This window comes from Paraburkholderia sp. D1E, from assembly GCF_052682275.1.
In genome coordinates, this window is record NZ_JBQYMB010000001.1 from 461,754 (window position 1) to 476,874 (window position 15,121).

Annotated in this window: 13 protein-coding genes; 6 read left to right on the forward strand and 7 right to left on the reverse strand. The window is 59.7% G+C overall.

Going from position 1 to position 15,121, the window contains the following annotated elements:
• Positions 1-18 precede the first annotated feature (18 nt).
• From ACUN0E_RS02245 to ACUN0E_RS02260, 4 genes are all read right to left on the reverse strand, one after another.
• Complete coding sequence (locus tag ACUN0E_RS02245) at positions 19-1,197, reverse strand: CaiB/BaiF CoA transferase family protein (protein ID WP_445565490.1); 1,179 nt, start codon at positions 1,195-1,197, stop codon at positions 19-21.
• 10 nt (positions 1,198-1,207) lie between these two features.
• Positions 1,208-2,368 carry an acyl-CoA dehydrogenase family protein gene (locus ACUN0E_RS02250; RefSeq protein ID WP_445565491.1) on the reverse strand — a complete coding sequence of 387 codons (1,161 nt, stop codon included), beginning with the start codon at positions 2,366-2,368 and terminating at the stop codon, positions 1,208-1,210.
• A 20-nt stretch (positions 2,369-2,388) separates the two neighbouring features.
• Positions 2,389-3,264, reverse strand: coding sequence for an FAS1-like dehydratase domain-containing protein (locus ACUN0E_RS02255; protein ID WP_445565492.1), 876 nt, complete (start codon positions 3,262-3,264; stop codon positions 2,389-2,391).
• Between the two features lie 104 nt (positions 3,265-3,368).
• Complete coding sequence (locus ACUN0E_RS02260) at positions 3,369-4,289, reverse strand: LysR substrate-binding domain-containing protein (RefSeq protein WP_445565493.1); 921 nt, start codon at positions 4,287-4,289, stop codon at positions 3,369-3,371.
• A gap of 290 nt (positions 4,290-4,579) precedes the next feature.
• Between ACUN0E_RS02260 and pruA the strand changes: the two genes are divergently transcribed.
• The 3 genes from pruA to ACUN0E_RS02275 all read left to right on the forward strand — a co-directional run bounded on the left by pruA (position 4,580) and on the right by ACUN0E_RS02275 (position 8,651).
• Positions 4,580-6,133, forward strand: coding sequence for an L-glutamate gamma-semialdehyde dehydrogenase (gene pruA, locus ACUN0E_RS02265; protein ID WP_445565494.1), 1,554 nt, complete (start codon positions 4,580-4,582; stop codon positions 6,131-6,133).
• Between the two features lie 78 nt (positions 6,134-6,211).
• Entirely contained in the window at positions 6,212-7,426 is a 1,215-nt protein-coding gene (locus ACUN0E_RS02270) for a pyridoxal phosphate-dependent aminotransferase (protein ID WP_445570358.1), read from the forward strand.
• Positions 7,427-7,487: 61 nt separating this feature from the next.
• Positions 7,488-8,651, forward strand: a complete 1,164-nt coding sequence (locus ACUN0E_RS02275; RefSeq protein WP_445565495.1) for an NAD(P)/FAD-dependent oxidoreductase — start codon at positions 7,488-7,490, stop codon at positions 8,649-8,651.
• Between the two features lie 18 nt (positions 8,652-8,669).
• Here the strand turns inward: ACUN0E_RS02275 and ACUN0E_RS02280 are convergent, their stop codons facing one another.
• From ACUN0E_RS02280 to ACUN0E_RS02290, 3 genes are all read right to left on the reverse strand, one after another.
• Entirely contained in the window at positions 8,670-9,434 is a 765-nt protein-coding gene (locus tag ACUN0E_RS02280) for a helix-turn-helix domain-containing protein (RefSeq protein ID WP_445565496.1), read from the reverse strand.
• A 130-nt stretch (positions 9,435-9,564) separates the two neighbouring features.
• Positions 9,565-10,170, reverse strand: coding sequence for a thiamine pyrophosphate-dependent enzyme (locus ACUN0E_RS02285; protein ID WP_445565497.1), 606 nt, complete (start codon positions 10,168-10,170; stop codon positions 9,565-9,567).
• A gap of 8 nt (positions 10,171-10,178) precedes the next feature.
• Positions 10,179-10,694 carry a phosphonopyruvate decarboxylase gene (locus ACUN0E_RS02290; protein WP_445565498.1) on the reverse strand — a complete coding sequence of 172 codons (516 nt, stop codon included), beginning with the start codon at positions 10,692-10,694 and terminating at the stop codon, positions 10,179-10,181.
• 301 nt (positions 10,695-10,995) lie between these two features.
• Between ACUN0E_RS02290 and ACUN0E_RS02295 the strand changes: the two genes are divergently transcribed.
• The 3 genes from ACUN0E_RS02295 to ACUN0E_RS02305 all read left to right on the forward strand — a co-directional run bounded on the left by ACUN0E_RS02295 (position 10,996) and on the right by ACUN0E_RS02305 (position 15,119).
• Positions 10,996-11,745 (forward strand): electron transfer flavoprotein subunit beta/FixA family protein, encoded by a 750-nt coding sequence (locus ACUN0E_RS02295; RefSeq protein ID WP_445565499.1) that lies wholly within the window; start codon positions 10,996-10,998, stop codon positions 11,743-11,745.
• A gap of 13 nt (positions 11,746-11,758) precedes the next feature.
• The gene (locus ACUN0E_RS02300) at positions 11,759-12,694 is read left to right on the forward strand and encodes an electron transfer flavoprotein subunit alpha/FixB family protein (RefSeq protein ID WP_445565500.1); all 936 of its coding nucleotides are present in this window, start codon (positions 11,759-11,761) and stop codon (positions 12,692-12,694) included.
• Positions 12,695-13,448: 754 nt separating this feature from the next.
• Positions 13,449-15,119, forward strand: a complete 1,671-nt coding sequence (locus ACUN0E_RS02305) for a phage integrase family protein (RefSeq protein ID WP_445565501.1) — start codon at positions 13,449-13,451, stop codon at positions 15,117-15,119.
• The last annotated feature ends 2 nt before the right edge of the window (positions 15,120-15,121 follow it).

A 15,121-nucleotide genomic window follows, 5' to 3' on the forward strand; every position in this document is an offset into this window, starting at 1 on the left:
CTTACCTTGACTGGGGAGTTAGATGACGGCCGCTTCACGAAGCTCGCGGATGGCATTGGTCGAAAAACCCAATTCATTCAAAAGGGCTTCGGTGTGCTGGCCTAACGCGGGCACGGGGTCCAGTCGAACATCGGATGCGGTACTGACGCCTGGCGGCAGCAAAGCGGGAATGGAGCCGGCAGGTGAGTCGATGTTCACCCAGCGATTGCGTTCCTTAAGCTGCGGATGCGACCACACGTCGGGCATATCATTCATTCGCGCGTTGGCGATCTGCGCGCTATCCAGCCGACTGATGACTTCTTCCGAAGTCAGTTTGCTGAATGCGGCGACAATGATTTCGCGCAGTTCCTCGCGTGCGGCTACCCGCTTCGAGTTGGAACTGAAACGAGGATCGATGGCGAGCTCGGGTTCCAGCAGAACCTGTGAGCAGAAGACACCCCATTCACGTTCGTTCTGCAATCCCAGCATGACTGTCTTTGCATCGCCGGCGGGGAAGGGGCCATAGGGGTAGATGGTCGCGTGAGCGGCGCCGGCACGAGGTGGCGGGGATGCGCCATCGAACGCGTAGTAGAGGGGGTACGTCATCCATTCCACCATGCTCTCGAGCATCGAGACATCGATTTCTCGTCCCAAGCCGGTCTTCGATCGTTGCAGAAGCGCGGAGAGGATGTTCGTGTAGGCGTACATCCCTGCAGCGATGTCAGCAATGGAGCAGCCGGCTTTTGCCGGTGAGTCCGGGCCGCCGGTAATCGAAAGGAACCCGGACTCACTCTGGATCAGCAGGTCGTAGGCTTTCTTGTCCCGATAGGGACCATCCGATCCGTAACCGGAGATGTTGCAGACAATCAGGCGGGGATACTTGTCACGCAACGCTTCATACGACAGTCCCAAGCGCGCCGCAGCGCCGGGTGCGAGGTTCTGCACCAGCACGTCGGTGTCCTCAAGCAGGCGCTCGAAAATACCCTGCGCCTGCGGGGCCTTGACGTCGAGCGTGAGGCTCTCCTTCGAGCGGTTGCACCATACAAAGTGCGAGGCCATGCCGTGCACGCGCTCATCGTAGGCGCGCGCGAAGTCCCCGACACCTGGGCGTTCGATCTTGATCACGCGTGCGCCAAGATCCGCAAGTTGACGGGTGCAAAACGGTGCTGCAATCGCGTGTTCGAGGGTGATGACCTTCACGCCGTCCAGCGGTTTCATGTCCGTCTCCTCAGAAAGAGCGCGGCAGTCCGAGCAGATGCTCGGCTACATACGAAAGAATAAGATTGGTCGAGATCGGTGCGACCTGATAAAGCCGTGTCTCGCGGAATTTGCGTTCGACGTCGTATTCGTTCGCAAAACCGAAGCCGCCGTGGAACTGCAGGCACGCATTCGCGGCCTCCCAGGAAGCGTCCGCGGCGAGCAGCTTTGCCATGTTGGCCTGCGCGCCGGCTGGCTGTTTGGCGTCGAAAAGCTCGCAGGCCTTATATCGCATCAAGCTCGCCGCTTCGACGTTGATGTGCGCGCGGGCGATCGGAAACTGCACGCCCTGGTTTTGTCCGATCGGGCGGCCGAAGACGACGCGTTCCTTGACGTACTTACAGACCTTGTCGAGGAACCAGTAGCCGTCGCCGATACATTCAGCGGCGATCAACGTCCGCTCGGCATTCAGGCCATCGAGGATGTATTTGAATCCTTTGCCTTCCTCACCGATCAGGTTTTCGACAGGGATCTCGAGGTTGTCGAAAAAAAGTTCGTTAGTCTCGTGATTCACCATGTTCGGGATGGGGCGAACGGTCATGCCTTTGCCGATTGCCTGATGCAGGTCGACCAGAAATATCGACATGCCTTCGGATTTCTTCGCAACCTGATCGATCGGAGTGGTCCGCGCGAGCAGAATCATGAGATCGGAATGCTGGATCCGGGAGATCCACACCTTCTGACCGTTGACGACGTATCTGTCGCCTTTGTGAACCGCGGTTGTCTTGAGCTTCGTGGTGTCGCTGCCGGTCGTCGGCTCGGTCACGCCCATCGACTGAAGCCGCAACTTTCCGCTGGCGATTTCCGGAAGGTACCGGGCCTTTTGCTCTGCCGAGCCGTGCCTAAGGAGTGTCCCCATGTTGTACATCTGCCCGTGACACGCGCCGGAATTGCCACCGCTGCGGTTGATCTCTTCCATGATCACCGAAGCTTCGGTCAGTCCGAGCCCCGAGCCGCCATATTCCTGCGGGATGAGGGCGGCCAGCCAACCGGCGTCGGTTAGGGCTTGCACAAAGGTCTCTGGATAGCCGCGCTCCTCGTCGACCTTGCGGAAATACTCGGCGGGAAAGTTGGAACACAAATCGCGAACCGCTTCGCGAATGTCCTGATAGGGGTCAACGTTAGCCAGCACTTGTCTCTACTCCTCAGAGTTTATTTTTGAAGAACATACGCGGGTGCCGTTAGCGTCGCCTCGGCATCGACGCATAACACGCCATCGGAATTGGCCGCCCAGAGCTTCACTTCGGTCGATCCGGGGGCACGGGCCGCGTAGAGATGAAACGGCGCCCGGTCAAACAGCGGGTTGACCGCTTTGAATGAGAAAGAAGCTATCGATTCACCGGGAACACTGCGCCGGACGAGGTCGATCAGCAACGTCGCAGTCAGTGGTCCGTGAACGACCAGCGCCGGATAGCCTTCCTGCTCCTGGGCGTAGGTGCGGTCATAGTGAATGCGGTGGCCGTTGAAGGTATCTGCGGAGTAGCGAAAGAGCAGGACCGGGTCGGGCACGATCTCCCGCTTCCAGGTGAACTCCGCCGGCGCGGCCGGGCCGGTTGCCGCGGTGTACGCTGCCGTGGCGGACTCGCGGTACACAACGTCCTGCTCCTCGGAAATCAGCGGACCTTCGAGGTCTTCCAGTTCGTGACGCAGACGTACAAACACGAGCTTTCCGGTGCGTCCTTCCTTGGCCGCGACGTCAAGAATCTGCGACGTCCTGGTGACTTCGCTGCCGACCACGAGTGGACGCTCGAACCGGACGCGACTGCCCGCCCACATGCGTCTGGGCAGTGGCACTGGCGGCAGGAATCCACCGCGTGTCGGATGTCCGTCCGCGCCGACCTGTGACTGCGAAACAATATGAGGAAAAAATGCCCAATGCCACAGAGGAGGCAATGGACAGCCGGTATGCGGGACGTCCTCATAGTCCAGCGTAGCGGCGAGTTGTTGCGCAAGGCGTGGCGAGACGAATTCGCGCTCAGCCTGTGTGCGGCCGATCCAGGTGCGAAGATAGTTGAGTTCAGCAGTCATGGGGTCGTCGGGTAGCGTCGTTCACCCTAGATTGACGTACCTGCCTGCTGACTACAATTTGTGTCTGGAGAAGAGGGCTTTAAACGCAGACTAACTGCCGATGTTCAGGCCGGCTGGGACTCGTGCCCGGTTTTGCACTTCTGCGTGAGGAGGTCGACCAGTTCTCGCGCGAAGGACGGCAGCAGGTCGAGATTGCGCACGCAGATCAGCAGATTGCGCGTCGCCCAGTCGTTCTCGATTTCAACGAGCCGGATGTTCATGGTTTTGACGTAGCGCACCGCTGACGAGCAGGGCAACACGCCGATCCCGACGTTAGCCTCGATCATTCGACACAGTGCTTCGAAGTTACCTACTTCGATTCGCACCTGAAGTTTCTTGTGCATGTCGCTTGCTACGCGGTTCAGAAAGGTATGAATCGCGCTAGCTTCGGGCATTCCGACGAAGTCAAACCCGCTTGCCTCTTCAAATGGAATGGACGTCTTTCCGGCGAGGGGGTGCGAATTCGAGACCGCCAATATGAGCCGGTCTGAGCGGTACGGCAGGACTTGCAGAGATTCGGGCCTGACATTGCCAGCGACTATCCCGACGTCCGCAGTGCCTTCACTGACCGCGCGCACCACGTCATGGCTTAACCGTTCGCGAAGCTCGACGTTCACGTCGGGGTGTTCGGCGAGAAAGTTACGCAGATCGTTAGGAAGAAATTCAGTGGTGGCAGTCGTGTTCGCAAAAATTCGCACATGACCTTTGACGCCGCGCGCGTACTCCTGCATGTCGCCGCGCAACTGCTCGAGCTGCGACAGGACGACCCGCGCGTGGTGTAGGAACGCCTGACCCGGTGGGGTGAGGGTCACCCCCTGGCTGGTCCGATACAGCAGTTTTGCTCCCATGCTTTCTTCGAGATTCTTGATCCGGGTGCTTGCTGCGGGTACCGACATATGAAACCGCTCGGCGCCACGCGTCAAGCTATCCGTCTCAGCAATACATGTGATGAGACGAAGATCAACCAGATCGAAATGCATGGCCATGATACGTCCTCCGAATGAAGAGATGCCCCGTTGATTCAGTGTAGCAAATAGCAGAAATCCGCAAATCTGTATTTTCGATGCTTTCTGCATTTTTTATTAAATCACTGTATATTAGGCCTATCGATGGATGTTGACGCTGGTACGATTTATATAACTATGCAGAATTCCGCATAAATCAAGGGAGGCAGATCAAGACCGGAAAATTTTCGCGCCGGACAATCGGTTCACGGTAGCGTGCCGCGCTCTTCAGGGCGGCAGAGCGTCCCAAACCATTCAATCTGGAGAAAGCGATGTTGATTGCGCCGTTCAAGAACGAGCCGTTCGATTTGTTCGACACCGAGGGTGCCAAAGCAGACATGCAGCAGGCGCTGAAAAAGGTGCGTGCCGAGTTTGGCCAGACCTATCCGCTGGTGATCAATGGCGAGCGCGTGCAGACCGAAGCGACACTCGTCTCGACGAATCCGTCGAATCCAGATGAGGTCGTCGGCTATACCGCCAAGGCGACGACGCGGCACGCGGACGCCGCACTGGAAGCAGCCTGGACGGCTTTTGATTCGTGGAAGCGCTGGAGCCAGGAAGATCGATCGCGCGTTATGTTGAAGGCCGCAGCAATCATGCGCAGGCGCAAGCGCGAGCTCGAGGCATGGCTGGTTTATGAAATCGGCAAGAACTATGTCGAAGCCAGCGCTGAAGTCGCGGAAATGATCGACTTCACCGAGTACTACGCACGTCAGGCGATCAAGCACGTCGGCGGCCTGGGTGCGCTGATTGACTATGCGGGTGAAGAAAACGAGAGCTTCTATATCCCGCTGGGCGTGGGTGTGACGATTTCGCCGTGGAATTTCCCGATGGCGCTGATGACCGGCATGACGGTCGGTGCGATCGTGGTGGGTAACACCGTCGTTTGCAAGCCTGCGGAAGATACGGTGGTGTCGCTGGCGAAGATCTTCGACATCTTCGCCGAAGCAGGACTGCCGCCCGGCGTGGTGAACTATCTGCCGGGTACCGGACGCGAGATCGGTTCGTATCTGGTCGCCCATCCGAAGACGCGCTTCATCAACTTTACGGGCTCGCTCGCAACCGGTGCCCAGATCAACGAGTCCGCCGCGAAGCTGGCCGAAGGCCAGAAATGGTTCAAGCGGGTTTTTCTTGAACTCGGTGGCAAGGACGCGATTCTTGTCGATGAGACGGCCAACCTCGATGACGCAGCGACTGCGGTGATCCAGGCAGCGTTCGGCTATTCCGGCCAGAAGTGTTCGGCCTGTTCGCGTCTGATCGTGGTGGACTCGGTCTACGACGCATTGCTCGAGAAGGTCGTTGCGAAGACGAAGGAACTGGTTGTCAGTGAATCCAAGGACAATCCGAGTTTTGGCCCGGTCTGCAATGAACTGCAGTACAAGAAGGTGCTGTCGTACATCGATATCGGTCACAGCGAGGGCAAGCTGTTGACCGGCGGCAAGGCCGTAGAAAATACCGCGGGCTATCTGATTGAGCCGACCATCTTTGGGGACGTGTCGCCTCGCGCACGCATTGCACAAGAGGAAGTGTTCGGACCGTTCGTCGCCGCAATCCGCGTCAAGGATTTCGAGGAAGGTCTGGCTGTGGTCAATGACACGGTCTACGGGCTGACCGGCGCGCTCTTCTCGAACGACCGCAGCCGCATCGAACGAGCCCGCCGCGATTTCCACGTCGGCAATCTGTACTTCAACCGCAAGTGTACGGGCGCGCTGGTCGGTGTTCAGCCTTTCGGCGGTTTCAACCTGACGGGTACCGATACCAAGACGGGCGGTCCCGACTACCTTCTGCAGTTCCTGCAAATGAAGGCAGTGGCTGAACGTCTGTAAGCATGCGTGTTCCGGGGCGCCACCGAGAGGCGACCCCGGTTCACGCACTGGGATCTCCCTATAAACGGAATGAACACAATGGGCTTCATTGCAGACCGCATTGGCCAGATCGCCCCTGCGCAAACGATGGCAATGGCAGCAAAAGCGGCAGAACTGCGTCGTGCCGGGAAGAACGTCATATCCCTGTCGCAAGGCGAACCAGACTTTCACACGCCCGAGAACATCCAGGCAGCAGCGATTCGTGCGATGCGCGAAGGCAAGACGCGCTACACGGAGGCCGCAGGTATTCGGGAGTTGCGCGAGGCGATCGTCGCGAAACTGAAGCGCGACAACGGCGTCGACTACCCAGTGGATGGCGTCAGCGTATCGGTTGGTGCGAAACAGGCGATTTTCGCGGCTTTCTTCGCGACCCTCAATCCGGGCGATGAAGTGATCGTGCCCGCGCCGTGCTGGGTCTCCTATCCGGAGATCGTCAAAATGGCGAGCGGCACACCTATCGTCGTGGCGTGCGATGAGGCGGCGGGCTTCAAACTGACGGCTGCTCAGCTGGAGGCGTCGATTACGCCGCGTACCAAGTGGCTGATGCTGAATTCGCCGTCGAATCCGACCGGCGCGGTTTACTCGGTTGAGGAACTCCGCACCATCGCGGAAGTACTGCGTCGACACCCCCATGTCTGGGTGCTGTCGGACGACATCTACGAAAAGCTCATCTATACCGGGAGCCCATTCGTCAATATCCTGAATGTGGCGCCAGAGTTGCAGGAGCGGACGCTCATCATCAACGGTGTGTCCAAGGTGTACTCGATGACAGGCTGGCGGATTGGCTACTCCGCCGGACCGGCTGCGCTCATCCGGGCCATGAATCTTGTGCAGGGGCAGATTGTCACCAGTGCGTCGTCGGTGTCGCAATACGCTGCGATTGAAGCACTCAATGGTGATCAGTCATTTGTAGAGAGATCGCGATCGGCTTTCGACGACCGCCGGAAGCTTGTGGTCAAAACGCTGAGCGACATACCGGGACTCCACAGTAACGAGCCCGAAGGCGCCTTTTATGCCTTCGTCGGCTGCCATGGCGTCATTGGAAGCCGTACGCCGGGTGGCAGGCTTCTGGAGAACGACCAGGACTTCGTCATGTATCTGTTGGAAGAAGCGAACGTGGCGGTGGTTTCAGGTTCCGGGTTTCTGCTCTCACCGTACTTCAGACTCTCTTACGCCGCGTCACTCGACGACTTGAACGAAGCGCTCAGCCGGATTCGCACCGCGTGTCAAAGCCTCGAAACCGTAGCGGTCTGATCGTCCGTTATCCACACACCGCTCGGCTCTCAGGAGCCCAACGAGCCTTCGAAGGTAAATCATGAGCGAAAGAATTGTCATCACGGGTGGTGGTGCAATGGGTTGTTCAATCGCGTATTTCCTGAGCCTCCAGAAGACGCCAGGCCGAGAAATCTGGGTGATCGAGAAAGATCCGACCTACAGAATCGCGTCATCATCGCTCTCGGCCAGTTCGATCCGGCAGCAGTTTTCAACGCCCATTTGCATTCAGCTATCGCAGTTCGGTTATGACTTCTTCTCCTCGTGCGAGCGGGAGAAAGCGCGGTACGGTGCCGGCGTCGATCTGGTGGATTGCGGCTATCTGTTTGTGGGCAATGCGCAGCAGGAGAGCGTACTACGTAGGCGGAGCTCACTCGCCAGATCGTTAGGGGTCGAGCTGCAGGAACATTCCGCTGAAGCCTTGCAGCAGCGTTACCCGTGGATGAACGTCAGCGATCTGACGTATGCCGTTGAAGGCCTTGCAGGCGAAGGCTGGTTCGATGGCTACAGCGTCATGCAGTGGTTCAGAAACCGTGCGCGCGAGGCGGGCGTTCATTTCGCCACGGGTGAAGCGGCGGGCTACCGTACACGCGGAAACCGGATTACCCATGTCGATCTGACGGATGGGCGGGAAATCTCCGGGGACACGTTCGTGAATGCAAGCGGAGCGTGGTGCGCGCCTCTTGCCAAAAGCGTCGGTGTCGATCTGCCGGTTCGGCCAAGACGGCGTTCGGCGTTCGTCGTGTCATGCCCGAAGTCGATCCCGGATATGCCGATCCTGATCGATACGTCTGGCGTGTACCTGCGCAGGGAGCAGAACCATTTCCTGTGCATCGTCTCGCCCTCGGCGGAGAGGGATCTGGATAATCTGCCGCTCGACGTGCAGTTTTGCGAATTTGACGAGATCATATGGCCGACGCTGGCAGAACGGATCCCCGCGTTTGAAGCGCTACGCGTGGAACACGCATGGGCTGGCTACTACGAATACAACATCCTCGACCAGAACGGCATCGTCGGTCAGTCGGGTCCGGACAATTCGTTCGTGGCGGCCGGGTTCAGCGGCCACGGCATGATGCACAGTCCGGGTGTCGGTCGTGCAATGGCTGAACTGCTGGCCTTCGGCGAGTTCAGAACGTTGGACCTCTCGCCGCTATCGCCGGCGCGGCTCACTTCGGGCCAACTAGTGATCGAGGAGGGTGTTTACTAGCGCCGGGCAGGCGGTTGATCAGTGAGGATGCAGGCCACGCCCTCGCGCATTTCGATACTGTCGGGGCGTGATGTGCGTGGCGGACTTGAATTGCCGCGTAAAAGCGCTGTGGTCCGCGTAGCCGCAGTCCGTCGCGATATCCGTAATGCTGTTGTCAGTCGTTTCGAGCAGCTTGCACGCGTGATCGATCCGCAATTTCATCAGCAGTTGCTTGGGCGTCAGATGGAACACTTCGCGGGTTAGACGTTCCAACGTGTCGACCGAGATGGAGGCGCGTTCCGCCGCCTCAGAGACCAGGATGTTCTGTCCGAGGTTCTGTTCCAGATAATCCAGATATTCCAGTAAGCGCCGGTAGCCGTGATGCCGTTCGTCGGGGCGAGGCAGATCGCGCGAGATGCCGATCAGTCCGATCGCTTGCCCGGCCTCGTTGAGAACTGGAAACTTGGAGCTTAGGCACCAGTATCGATGCCCCGATCCGGACGAGTAGAGGCGCAGACGATCGACAATCGGAGACTGGGTTTCGATAACGTTCAGATCTTGCGCGTTGGTGCTTGCACCGGTCACGGGAAATAGCTGGTCAGCCGTCTGGCCAATGACATCGTCGCGCGCCATCCCACTTCGGTTGATGAGCGTTTGATTGACGGAAAGATAGCGCGCCTGGGCATCCTTGATGTAGTACAGCACGTCCGGAAAACAATCGAAGACGCGCTCGAGCATCTCGGGTTGCCGGTCCAGCTGTCGAAAGACCTCCACCAACATATCGGAATAGGCCTTGGCGGGCATAAGGGGATCAGCGTGAAGTCACAGTGATCCCGATTGTACAGGGGGTGTAAGCCGGGGCGGGAGCGAGGAAAGCGGTGGGGCGGCAGCTAGCCGCTCCACCGCTTTCCTGCAGGAATCCGTGCCTTGGCGCTTATTGACTCGAGTGGGCCTTGGCACCAAGCAATGCTTCACGGAAGCGGCTTCGCAGGTACGGACCGTCACGTGGGGGGAGGGCGGTCGGTTCGGGATCGGTTCCTACCTTCACCGTGGCGAGTACGGGACCCGGTGCCTTCAGAATGACGTCGACATACTCTTCGAGCTCGCCTTCGGCATAGATTGTCGTCGCCTTTTCGAATCCAGCGGCGCGCGCGATTGCGGTGATGTCCACGCCACGTCCCGCATGGGCCAACTGCATACCCGTTTCCGCGTAGTGTTCGTTGTCGATAACGACGATGGAGAGATTGGCCGGCCGATCGACGCCTACGGTTGCCAGCGATCCCAGTCCCATCATCATTTCGCCGTCGCCAACGAACACAATCACGCGCTTCTCAGGTTGTGCAAGCGCAATGCCGAGCCCGAAGGAAACGGCTCCCCCCATCGCACCCCAAAGGTAGAAGTTCTGTGGCGTGTCGCCGGCGGCGGCCACATCGAAGGTCGGATTGCCAAGGCTGGTCACTGCCAGAACGTCCTGCTGCCGATCGCGGAGAATCCGCTTCACCGTCAGTCGACGGTTCAGGGGCGTCGTCTGCTGAGTCATGTTCGTACTCACTTGTTAAAGTTTTTGGTGCCGATAACGCGCTGTCCGATCAGGACAGCGACCATCCGGGAGGTGTTGTAGCCGAAATTCAGCGCCGCGCGCACGGTCTCGGGGACCTCGGCGGGATCATCCGCGCGGTAGACATAAACGCCGGCCGATTCGAGGGCTTCCTGGGTGGATTTGCCCATGGCGACTTGCCAGGGATTGAATTCGCCCCACTCTCCGCGCATCGTGACCAGCATCACGATGGGCATGCGGCATTCGTGTTGCAGAGAAAGCATGTTGATGCAGTTGCCCACGCCGCTCGATTGCAGCAGCAATACGCCACGCTGGCCGCCGACCCATGCGCCGCCCATCATGGCCACCCCTTCTTCTTCGGTGGTCAGCGAAACCGCATGGATTTCAGCGTCTGCTTCGCAGAGCTCGATAAGACGTTTGTGCCCCGCATCAGGCACGTATGCCACTTGCCGCAGGTCAGCGGCTTTGAAGTGCGCGAAGATTGTTTCCGGCCAGTTGACTGACATGATGACGAGTTTTGGTAGGTTGATGAAAACGGATAGCCGTCGCGATCAGCAGGGGCAATCGATTACCTTGCTTTGATGAGTGATAGCGTGCATCAGCAAAAGTCGTCGCTCAATTACTGATTGCGGAAGGCGCGATTAGGCTGGGGTTAACGGGGTTTGTCGGTGCGGATTCACGCGCGGATCGTTTCCCTTCTGGCTTGCGCGCGTATTCGAGCGTCTGGAATGCGGCGTTCCAGAATGCCGAATTCCAACCCTTGGTTTGAGTACGCACACTAGCGTTCAAACGACTGGAGAGGGAACCATGAAGATTGTTGTGCCGGTTAAGAGAGTGGTCGATTACAACGTGAAGGTCCGTGTGAAGTCCGACGGCAGTGGCGTTGATCTCACGAACGTGAAGATGTCGATGAATCCGTTCGACGAAATCGCGGTTGAAGAAGCCGTTCGTCTGCGCGAAGCGGGCGTGGCGACCGAAGTGATCGCCGTGTCGGCCGGTGTGACGCAAGCGCAGGAAACGCTGCGCACGGCGCTGGCCATTGGCGCGGACCGCGCGATCCTTATCGAGTCAGGCGAAGAACTGCAGCCGCTGGCGGTCGCCAAGCTGCTCAAGGCGCTGGTCGACAAGGAACAGCCGCAACTGGTTATCCTCGGCAAGCAGGCGATCGACGACGATTCGAACCAGACCGGCCAGATGCTGGCTGCACTGGCGAACCTGCCGCAAGCTACGTTTGCGTCGAAGGTTGTCGTCGCTGACGGCAAGGCTACGGTTTCGCGCGAAGTGGACGGCGGTGCTGAAACGCTGTCGCTGACGCTGCCCGCTGTGATCACGACCGATCTGCGCCTGAACGAGCCGCGCTACGTGACGCTGCCGAACATCATGAAGGCGAAGAAGAGGCCGCTGGAAATCATCAAGCCGGAAGACCTCGGCGTTGATGTGACGCCGCGCCTGAAGACGCTGAAAGTCGTTGAGCCGCCGAAGCGCTCCGCCGGTGTGAAGGTGCCGGATGTGAAGACGCTGGTCGAGAAGCTGAAGACCGAAGCCAAGGTGCTGTGAGGAGACGGACGAAATGACGAATCTGGTAATTGCTGAACACGATAACGCGTCGATCAAGGCCGCGACGCTGAATACGATTGCAGCCGCGCAGAAGATTGGTGGCGATATTCACGTGCTGGTGGCAGGTCACAACGCGCAGGCCGCAGCGGATGCCGCAGCGAAGATCGCAGGCGTGAGCAAGGTGTTGCTGGCTGATGCGCCGCAACTCGAGGCAGGCCTGGCAGAAAACGTTGAAGCGACGGTGATGAACATCGCGAAGGACTATTGGCACATCCTCACGCCGGCGACTGCTTACGGTAAAAACATCGCACCGCGTATCGCCGCGAAGCTGGACGTCGCACAGATCAGCGACATTACCGCAGTGGACAGCGCAGATACGTTCGAGCGTCCGATCTACGCAGGCAACGCAATCGCTACGGTGCAATCGGCTGACCCGATCAAGGTCATCACGGTCCGCTCGACCGGTTTCGACGCAGTGGCAGCAGAAGGCGGCAGTGCAACGGTCGAGAAGATCGAAGCCGCAGCCGACACCGGTCGTTCGCAATTGGTGAGCCGCGAAGTGACGAAGCTGGATCGTCCGGAACTGACCTCGGCGAAGATCATCGTCTCGGGTGGCCGGGGTCTCGGCAACGGCGAGAACTATACCAAGGTTCTCGAGCCGCTGGCTGACAAGCTGAACGCAGCGCTGGGCGCATCGCGAGCGGCAGTCGATGCAGGCTTCGTGCCGAACGACTATCAGGTCGGCCAGACCGGCAAGATCGTCGCGCCACAACTGTACGTGGCAGTCGGCATCTCAGGCGCGATCCAGCATCTGGCCGGGATGAAAGACTCGAAGGTGATCGTCGCGATCAACAAGGATCCGGAAGCGCCGATTTTCAGCGTCGCCGATTACGGTCTGGTGGGCGATCTGTTCACGGTCGTGCCGGAGTTCGAGGCGGCATTGTCCTGAGTGTAGTGCGAAGACAGGTCAACGTGTGAAGAGGGGACCGGTGAGCAATCTGAGTGAGATGGGACATGTCCGAGCGGAGGCAGCCTTGGCCGCTAACGCCGAGGATGCCTCCATTTGGCGGTGGTTTGCTCCGCTCCTTGAAGAGAGGAGAATTCGGTGGTGCTGCAGTGGCGACCGTTGGCTCGTGAGCGTCGATAACAGGCACGTTGCTACGGATACCAGCTTTGACAATGCTATCCGCATCGCAAGGGACGCCACGCAACGATCAAAACAAACACTATCGCAAAGGGCCGCGGCGGGGGCCACGCATTGCTCGATACAAAAAGAGGGCCTCTTCGGTTCCGGGAAGGGCTGAGGCGGTTCCCGACTTTCGACTGTGCGAAAACAAATCCAGCTGTTTACCGATCCAGAGGAAGGAAGCCGCGCAATGTTAAGTGTCCTCTGCTTGGCTGAGAGCGTCCGCTCACTGACTTCAGGCAGCCGTTCGACCTGATTTCATAAAGGGCTGCTCAGGACCCGCTCAGAGTCATTTGAGATACCCGCTCTGGACGCTTGGCGTACGAAAAAATCCGGATCCTGAGGGCGCACCCCATGACGCACGCACGAGATTGAAAATCCGACGTGCATCAAGATGCACCCCGATCGCTAACTCTTATTATCGATAGGGACTCATTTTTTAGCAAAACTGCCATATTGCGAAACGCGTCACACCCGACAGTCACGCCGCTGTCATCTTGCCGCCTATAATCTTCGCATGCCTGATTGTCCGACTTCACTACCCTTTCCCGATACCGCGTCCTTGTCCGCGCTACGCGCGTGGTATGCGGGCGTTGGCTCGCGCGAGGCGCTCGAGCGCTATTGCCCGCAGGCACTCGAAGGCGGCCAGTCGGCGCGCGGCGTGATCGGCCGGATTCGTCGGCAGCTCGCCAGTTTCGCCCGCAGCCGGCATCGCGCCGATCTGGCCCGGCTGTTTCAGTGCGCGGTGGGCGAACGGACCCGTTACCGCAAGGCCGCGACCCGGGCGCTGGACATCCTGCCGGCGCTTGCGGTCCCGCAACCGCAGTTGAGCGATCCGATCGGTGCCTGGCTGTCGCCTCGTGTTGTCCCCGTGCTGCATCAGTATGGCATCCGGACGCTGGCCGATTTGACGGTGCGCATCCCCCGACGCCGGCGCTGGTGGCGCACGATTGCCGGACTCGGTTTGCGCAGCGCACGTCATATTGAGGCCTTCTTTGCCTCCCACCCGGTACTTACCGAACGCGCCCGCGCGCTGATCGTGGTGGCGACGCCGGAACCCGTGGTGCCGTGGGAAAACATCCACGTGCCAAATGACGTCGACGGCTCGCGTGGCGCCTTCCGCGCACCGAAGCCGATGTGCGCGCTCGAGGCCGATAACGACTATCAGGCGATCAGCGCCTGGCTCGACCGGCACGAAGCCGCCGAAACTCAGCGTGCCTATCGCCGGGAAGCCGAGCGCCTGCTGCTCTGGGCGATTGCCGAGCGCGGCAAGGCGCTGTCTTCGCTGACCAGCGAGGATGCGACCGCTTATCGTGCTTTCCTGCGTCACCCCACACCCCGCGCCCGGTGGGTCGCGCCGGCGCGACCGCGATCGTCGTCCGAATGGCGGCCGTTCACGGGCGCGTTGTCGCCAGATTCCATCGCCTATGCGCTGTCGGTGCTCGGCGCGATGTTCCGCTGGCTGATCGAACAACGCTACGTGCTGACGAATCCGTTCGCGGGCCTCAAGGTACGCGGCGCGCAGCGCACTGGTCAACTGGACATATCGCGCGCCTTCACCGCCGGCGAATGGGAACTGATCCGGACGCTTGCCGACGCGCTGGAGTGGTCGCATGGCTGGACGGTGCCTGCCGCGCAGCGCCTGCGCTTCCTGCTCGACTTCGGTTACGCGACCGGCCTGCGCGCAGGCGAGCTGGTCGGCGTGGTGCTCGGCGGCATCATAAACGGCGCGCACGGCGAGCAGTGGCTTCACCTCACCGGTAAGGGTGCGAAGGCCGGCAAGGTGGTATTACCGCCGCTCGCGCGCTTTGCGTTGGACCAGTACCTGATGCAGCGCGGTCTGCCTGTGAGTCCCGCACGCTGGGCATTGGATACGCCGCTGCTCGGCCATCTCGATGAACCCGGCGGCATCACCACGCCGCGCCTGAGGGAGGTGCTGCGCCGGTTCTTCCGGACCGCTGCCGACGCCATCCAGACCGACCATCCCGCGCTCGCCGACAAGCTGCAGCGCGCGACGCCACACTGGTTGCGGCATACGCACGCGACACACGCACTGGCCAAAGGTGCAACGCTAACGACCGTACGCGACAACCTGCGTCACGCGTCGATCACGACCACCTCGATCTACCTGGACGACGACGAAGTCCAGCGTACCCGGCAGATTGAGCGGATTTTTACGCGACGATAGCC

What these genes read in the sequence shown, in the direction of transcription:
- ACUN0E_RS02245 (WP_445565490.1), bottom strand. Translation starts at nt 1,197, where the DNA reads ATGAAACCGCTGGACGGCGTGAAGGTCATCACCCTCGAACACGCGATT.
- ACUN0E_RS02255 (WP_445565492.1), bottom strand. Translation starts at nt 3,264, where the DNA reads ATGACTGCTGAACTCAACTATCTTCGCACCTGGATCGGCCGCACACAG.
- ACUN0E_RS02260 (WP_445565493.1), bottom strand. Translation starts at nt 4,289, where the DNA reads ATGGCCATGCATTTCGATCTGGTTGATCTTCGTCTCATCACATGTATT.
- pruA (WP_445565494.1), top strand. Translation starts at nt 4,580, where the DNA reads ATGTTGATTGCGCCGTTCAAGAACGAGCCGTTCGATTTGTTCGACACC.
- ACUN0E_RS02270 (WP_445570358.1), top strand. Translation starts at nt 6,212, where the DNA reads ATGGGCTTCATTGCAGACCGCATTGGCCAGATCGCCCCTGCGCAAACG.
- ACUN0E_RS02275 (WP_445565495.1), top strand. Translation starts at nt 7,488, where the DNA reads ATGAGCGAAAGAATTGTCATCACGGGTGGTGGTGCAATGGGTTGTTCA.
- ACUN0E_RS02280 (WP_445565496.1), bottom strand. Translation starts at nt 9,434, where the DNA reads ATGCCCGCCAAGGCCTATTCCGATATGTTGGTGGAGGTCTTTCGACAG.
- ACUN0E_RS02285 (WP_445565497.1), bottom strand. Translation starts at nt 10,170, where the DNA reads ATGACTCAGCAGACGACGCCCCTGAACCGTCGACTGACGGTGAAGCGG.
- ACUN0E_RS02290 (WP_445565498.1), bottom strand. Translation starts at nt 10,694, where the DNA reads ATGTCAGTCAACTGGCCGGAAACAATCTTCGCGCACTTCAAAGCCGCT.
- ACUN0E_RS02295 (WP_445565499.1), top strand. Translation starts at nt 10,996, where the DNA reads ATGAAGATTGTTGTGCCGGTTAAGAGAGTGGTCGATTACAACGTGAAG.
- ACUN0E_RS02300 (WP_445565500.1), top strand. Translation starts at nt 11,759, where the DNA reads ATGACGAATCTGGTAATTGCTGAACACGATAACGCGTCGATCAAGGCC.
- ACUN0E_RS02305 (WP_445565501.1), top strand. Translation starts at nt 13,449, where the DNA reads ATGCCTGATTGTCCGACTTCACTACCCTTTCCCGATACCGCGTCCTTG.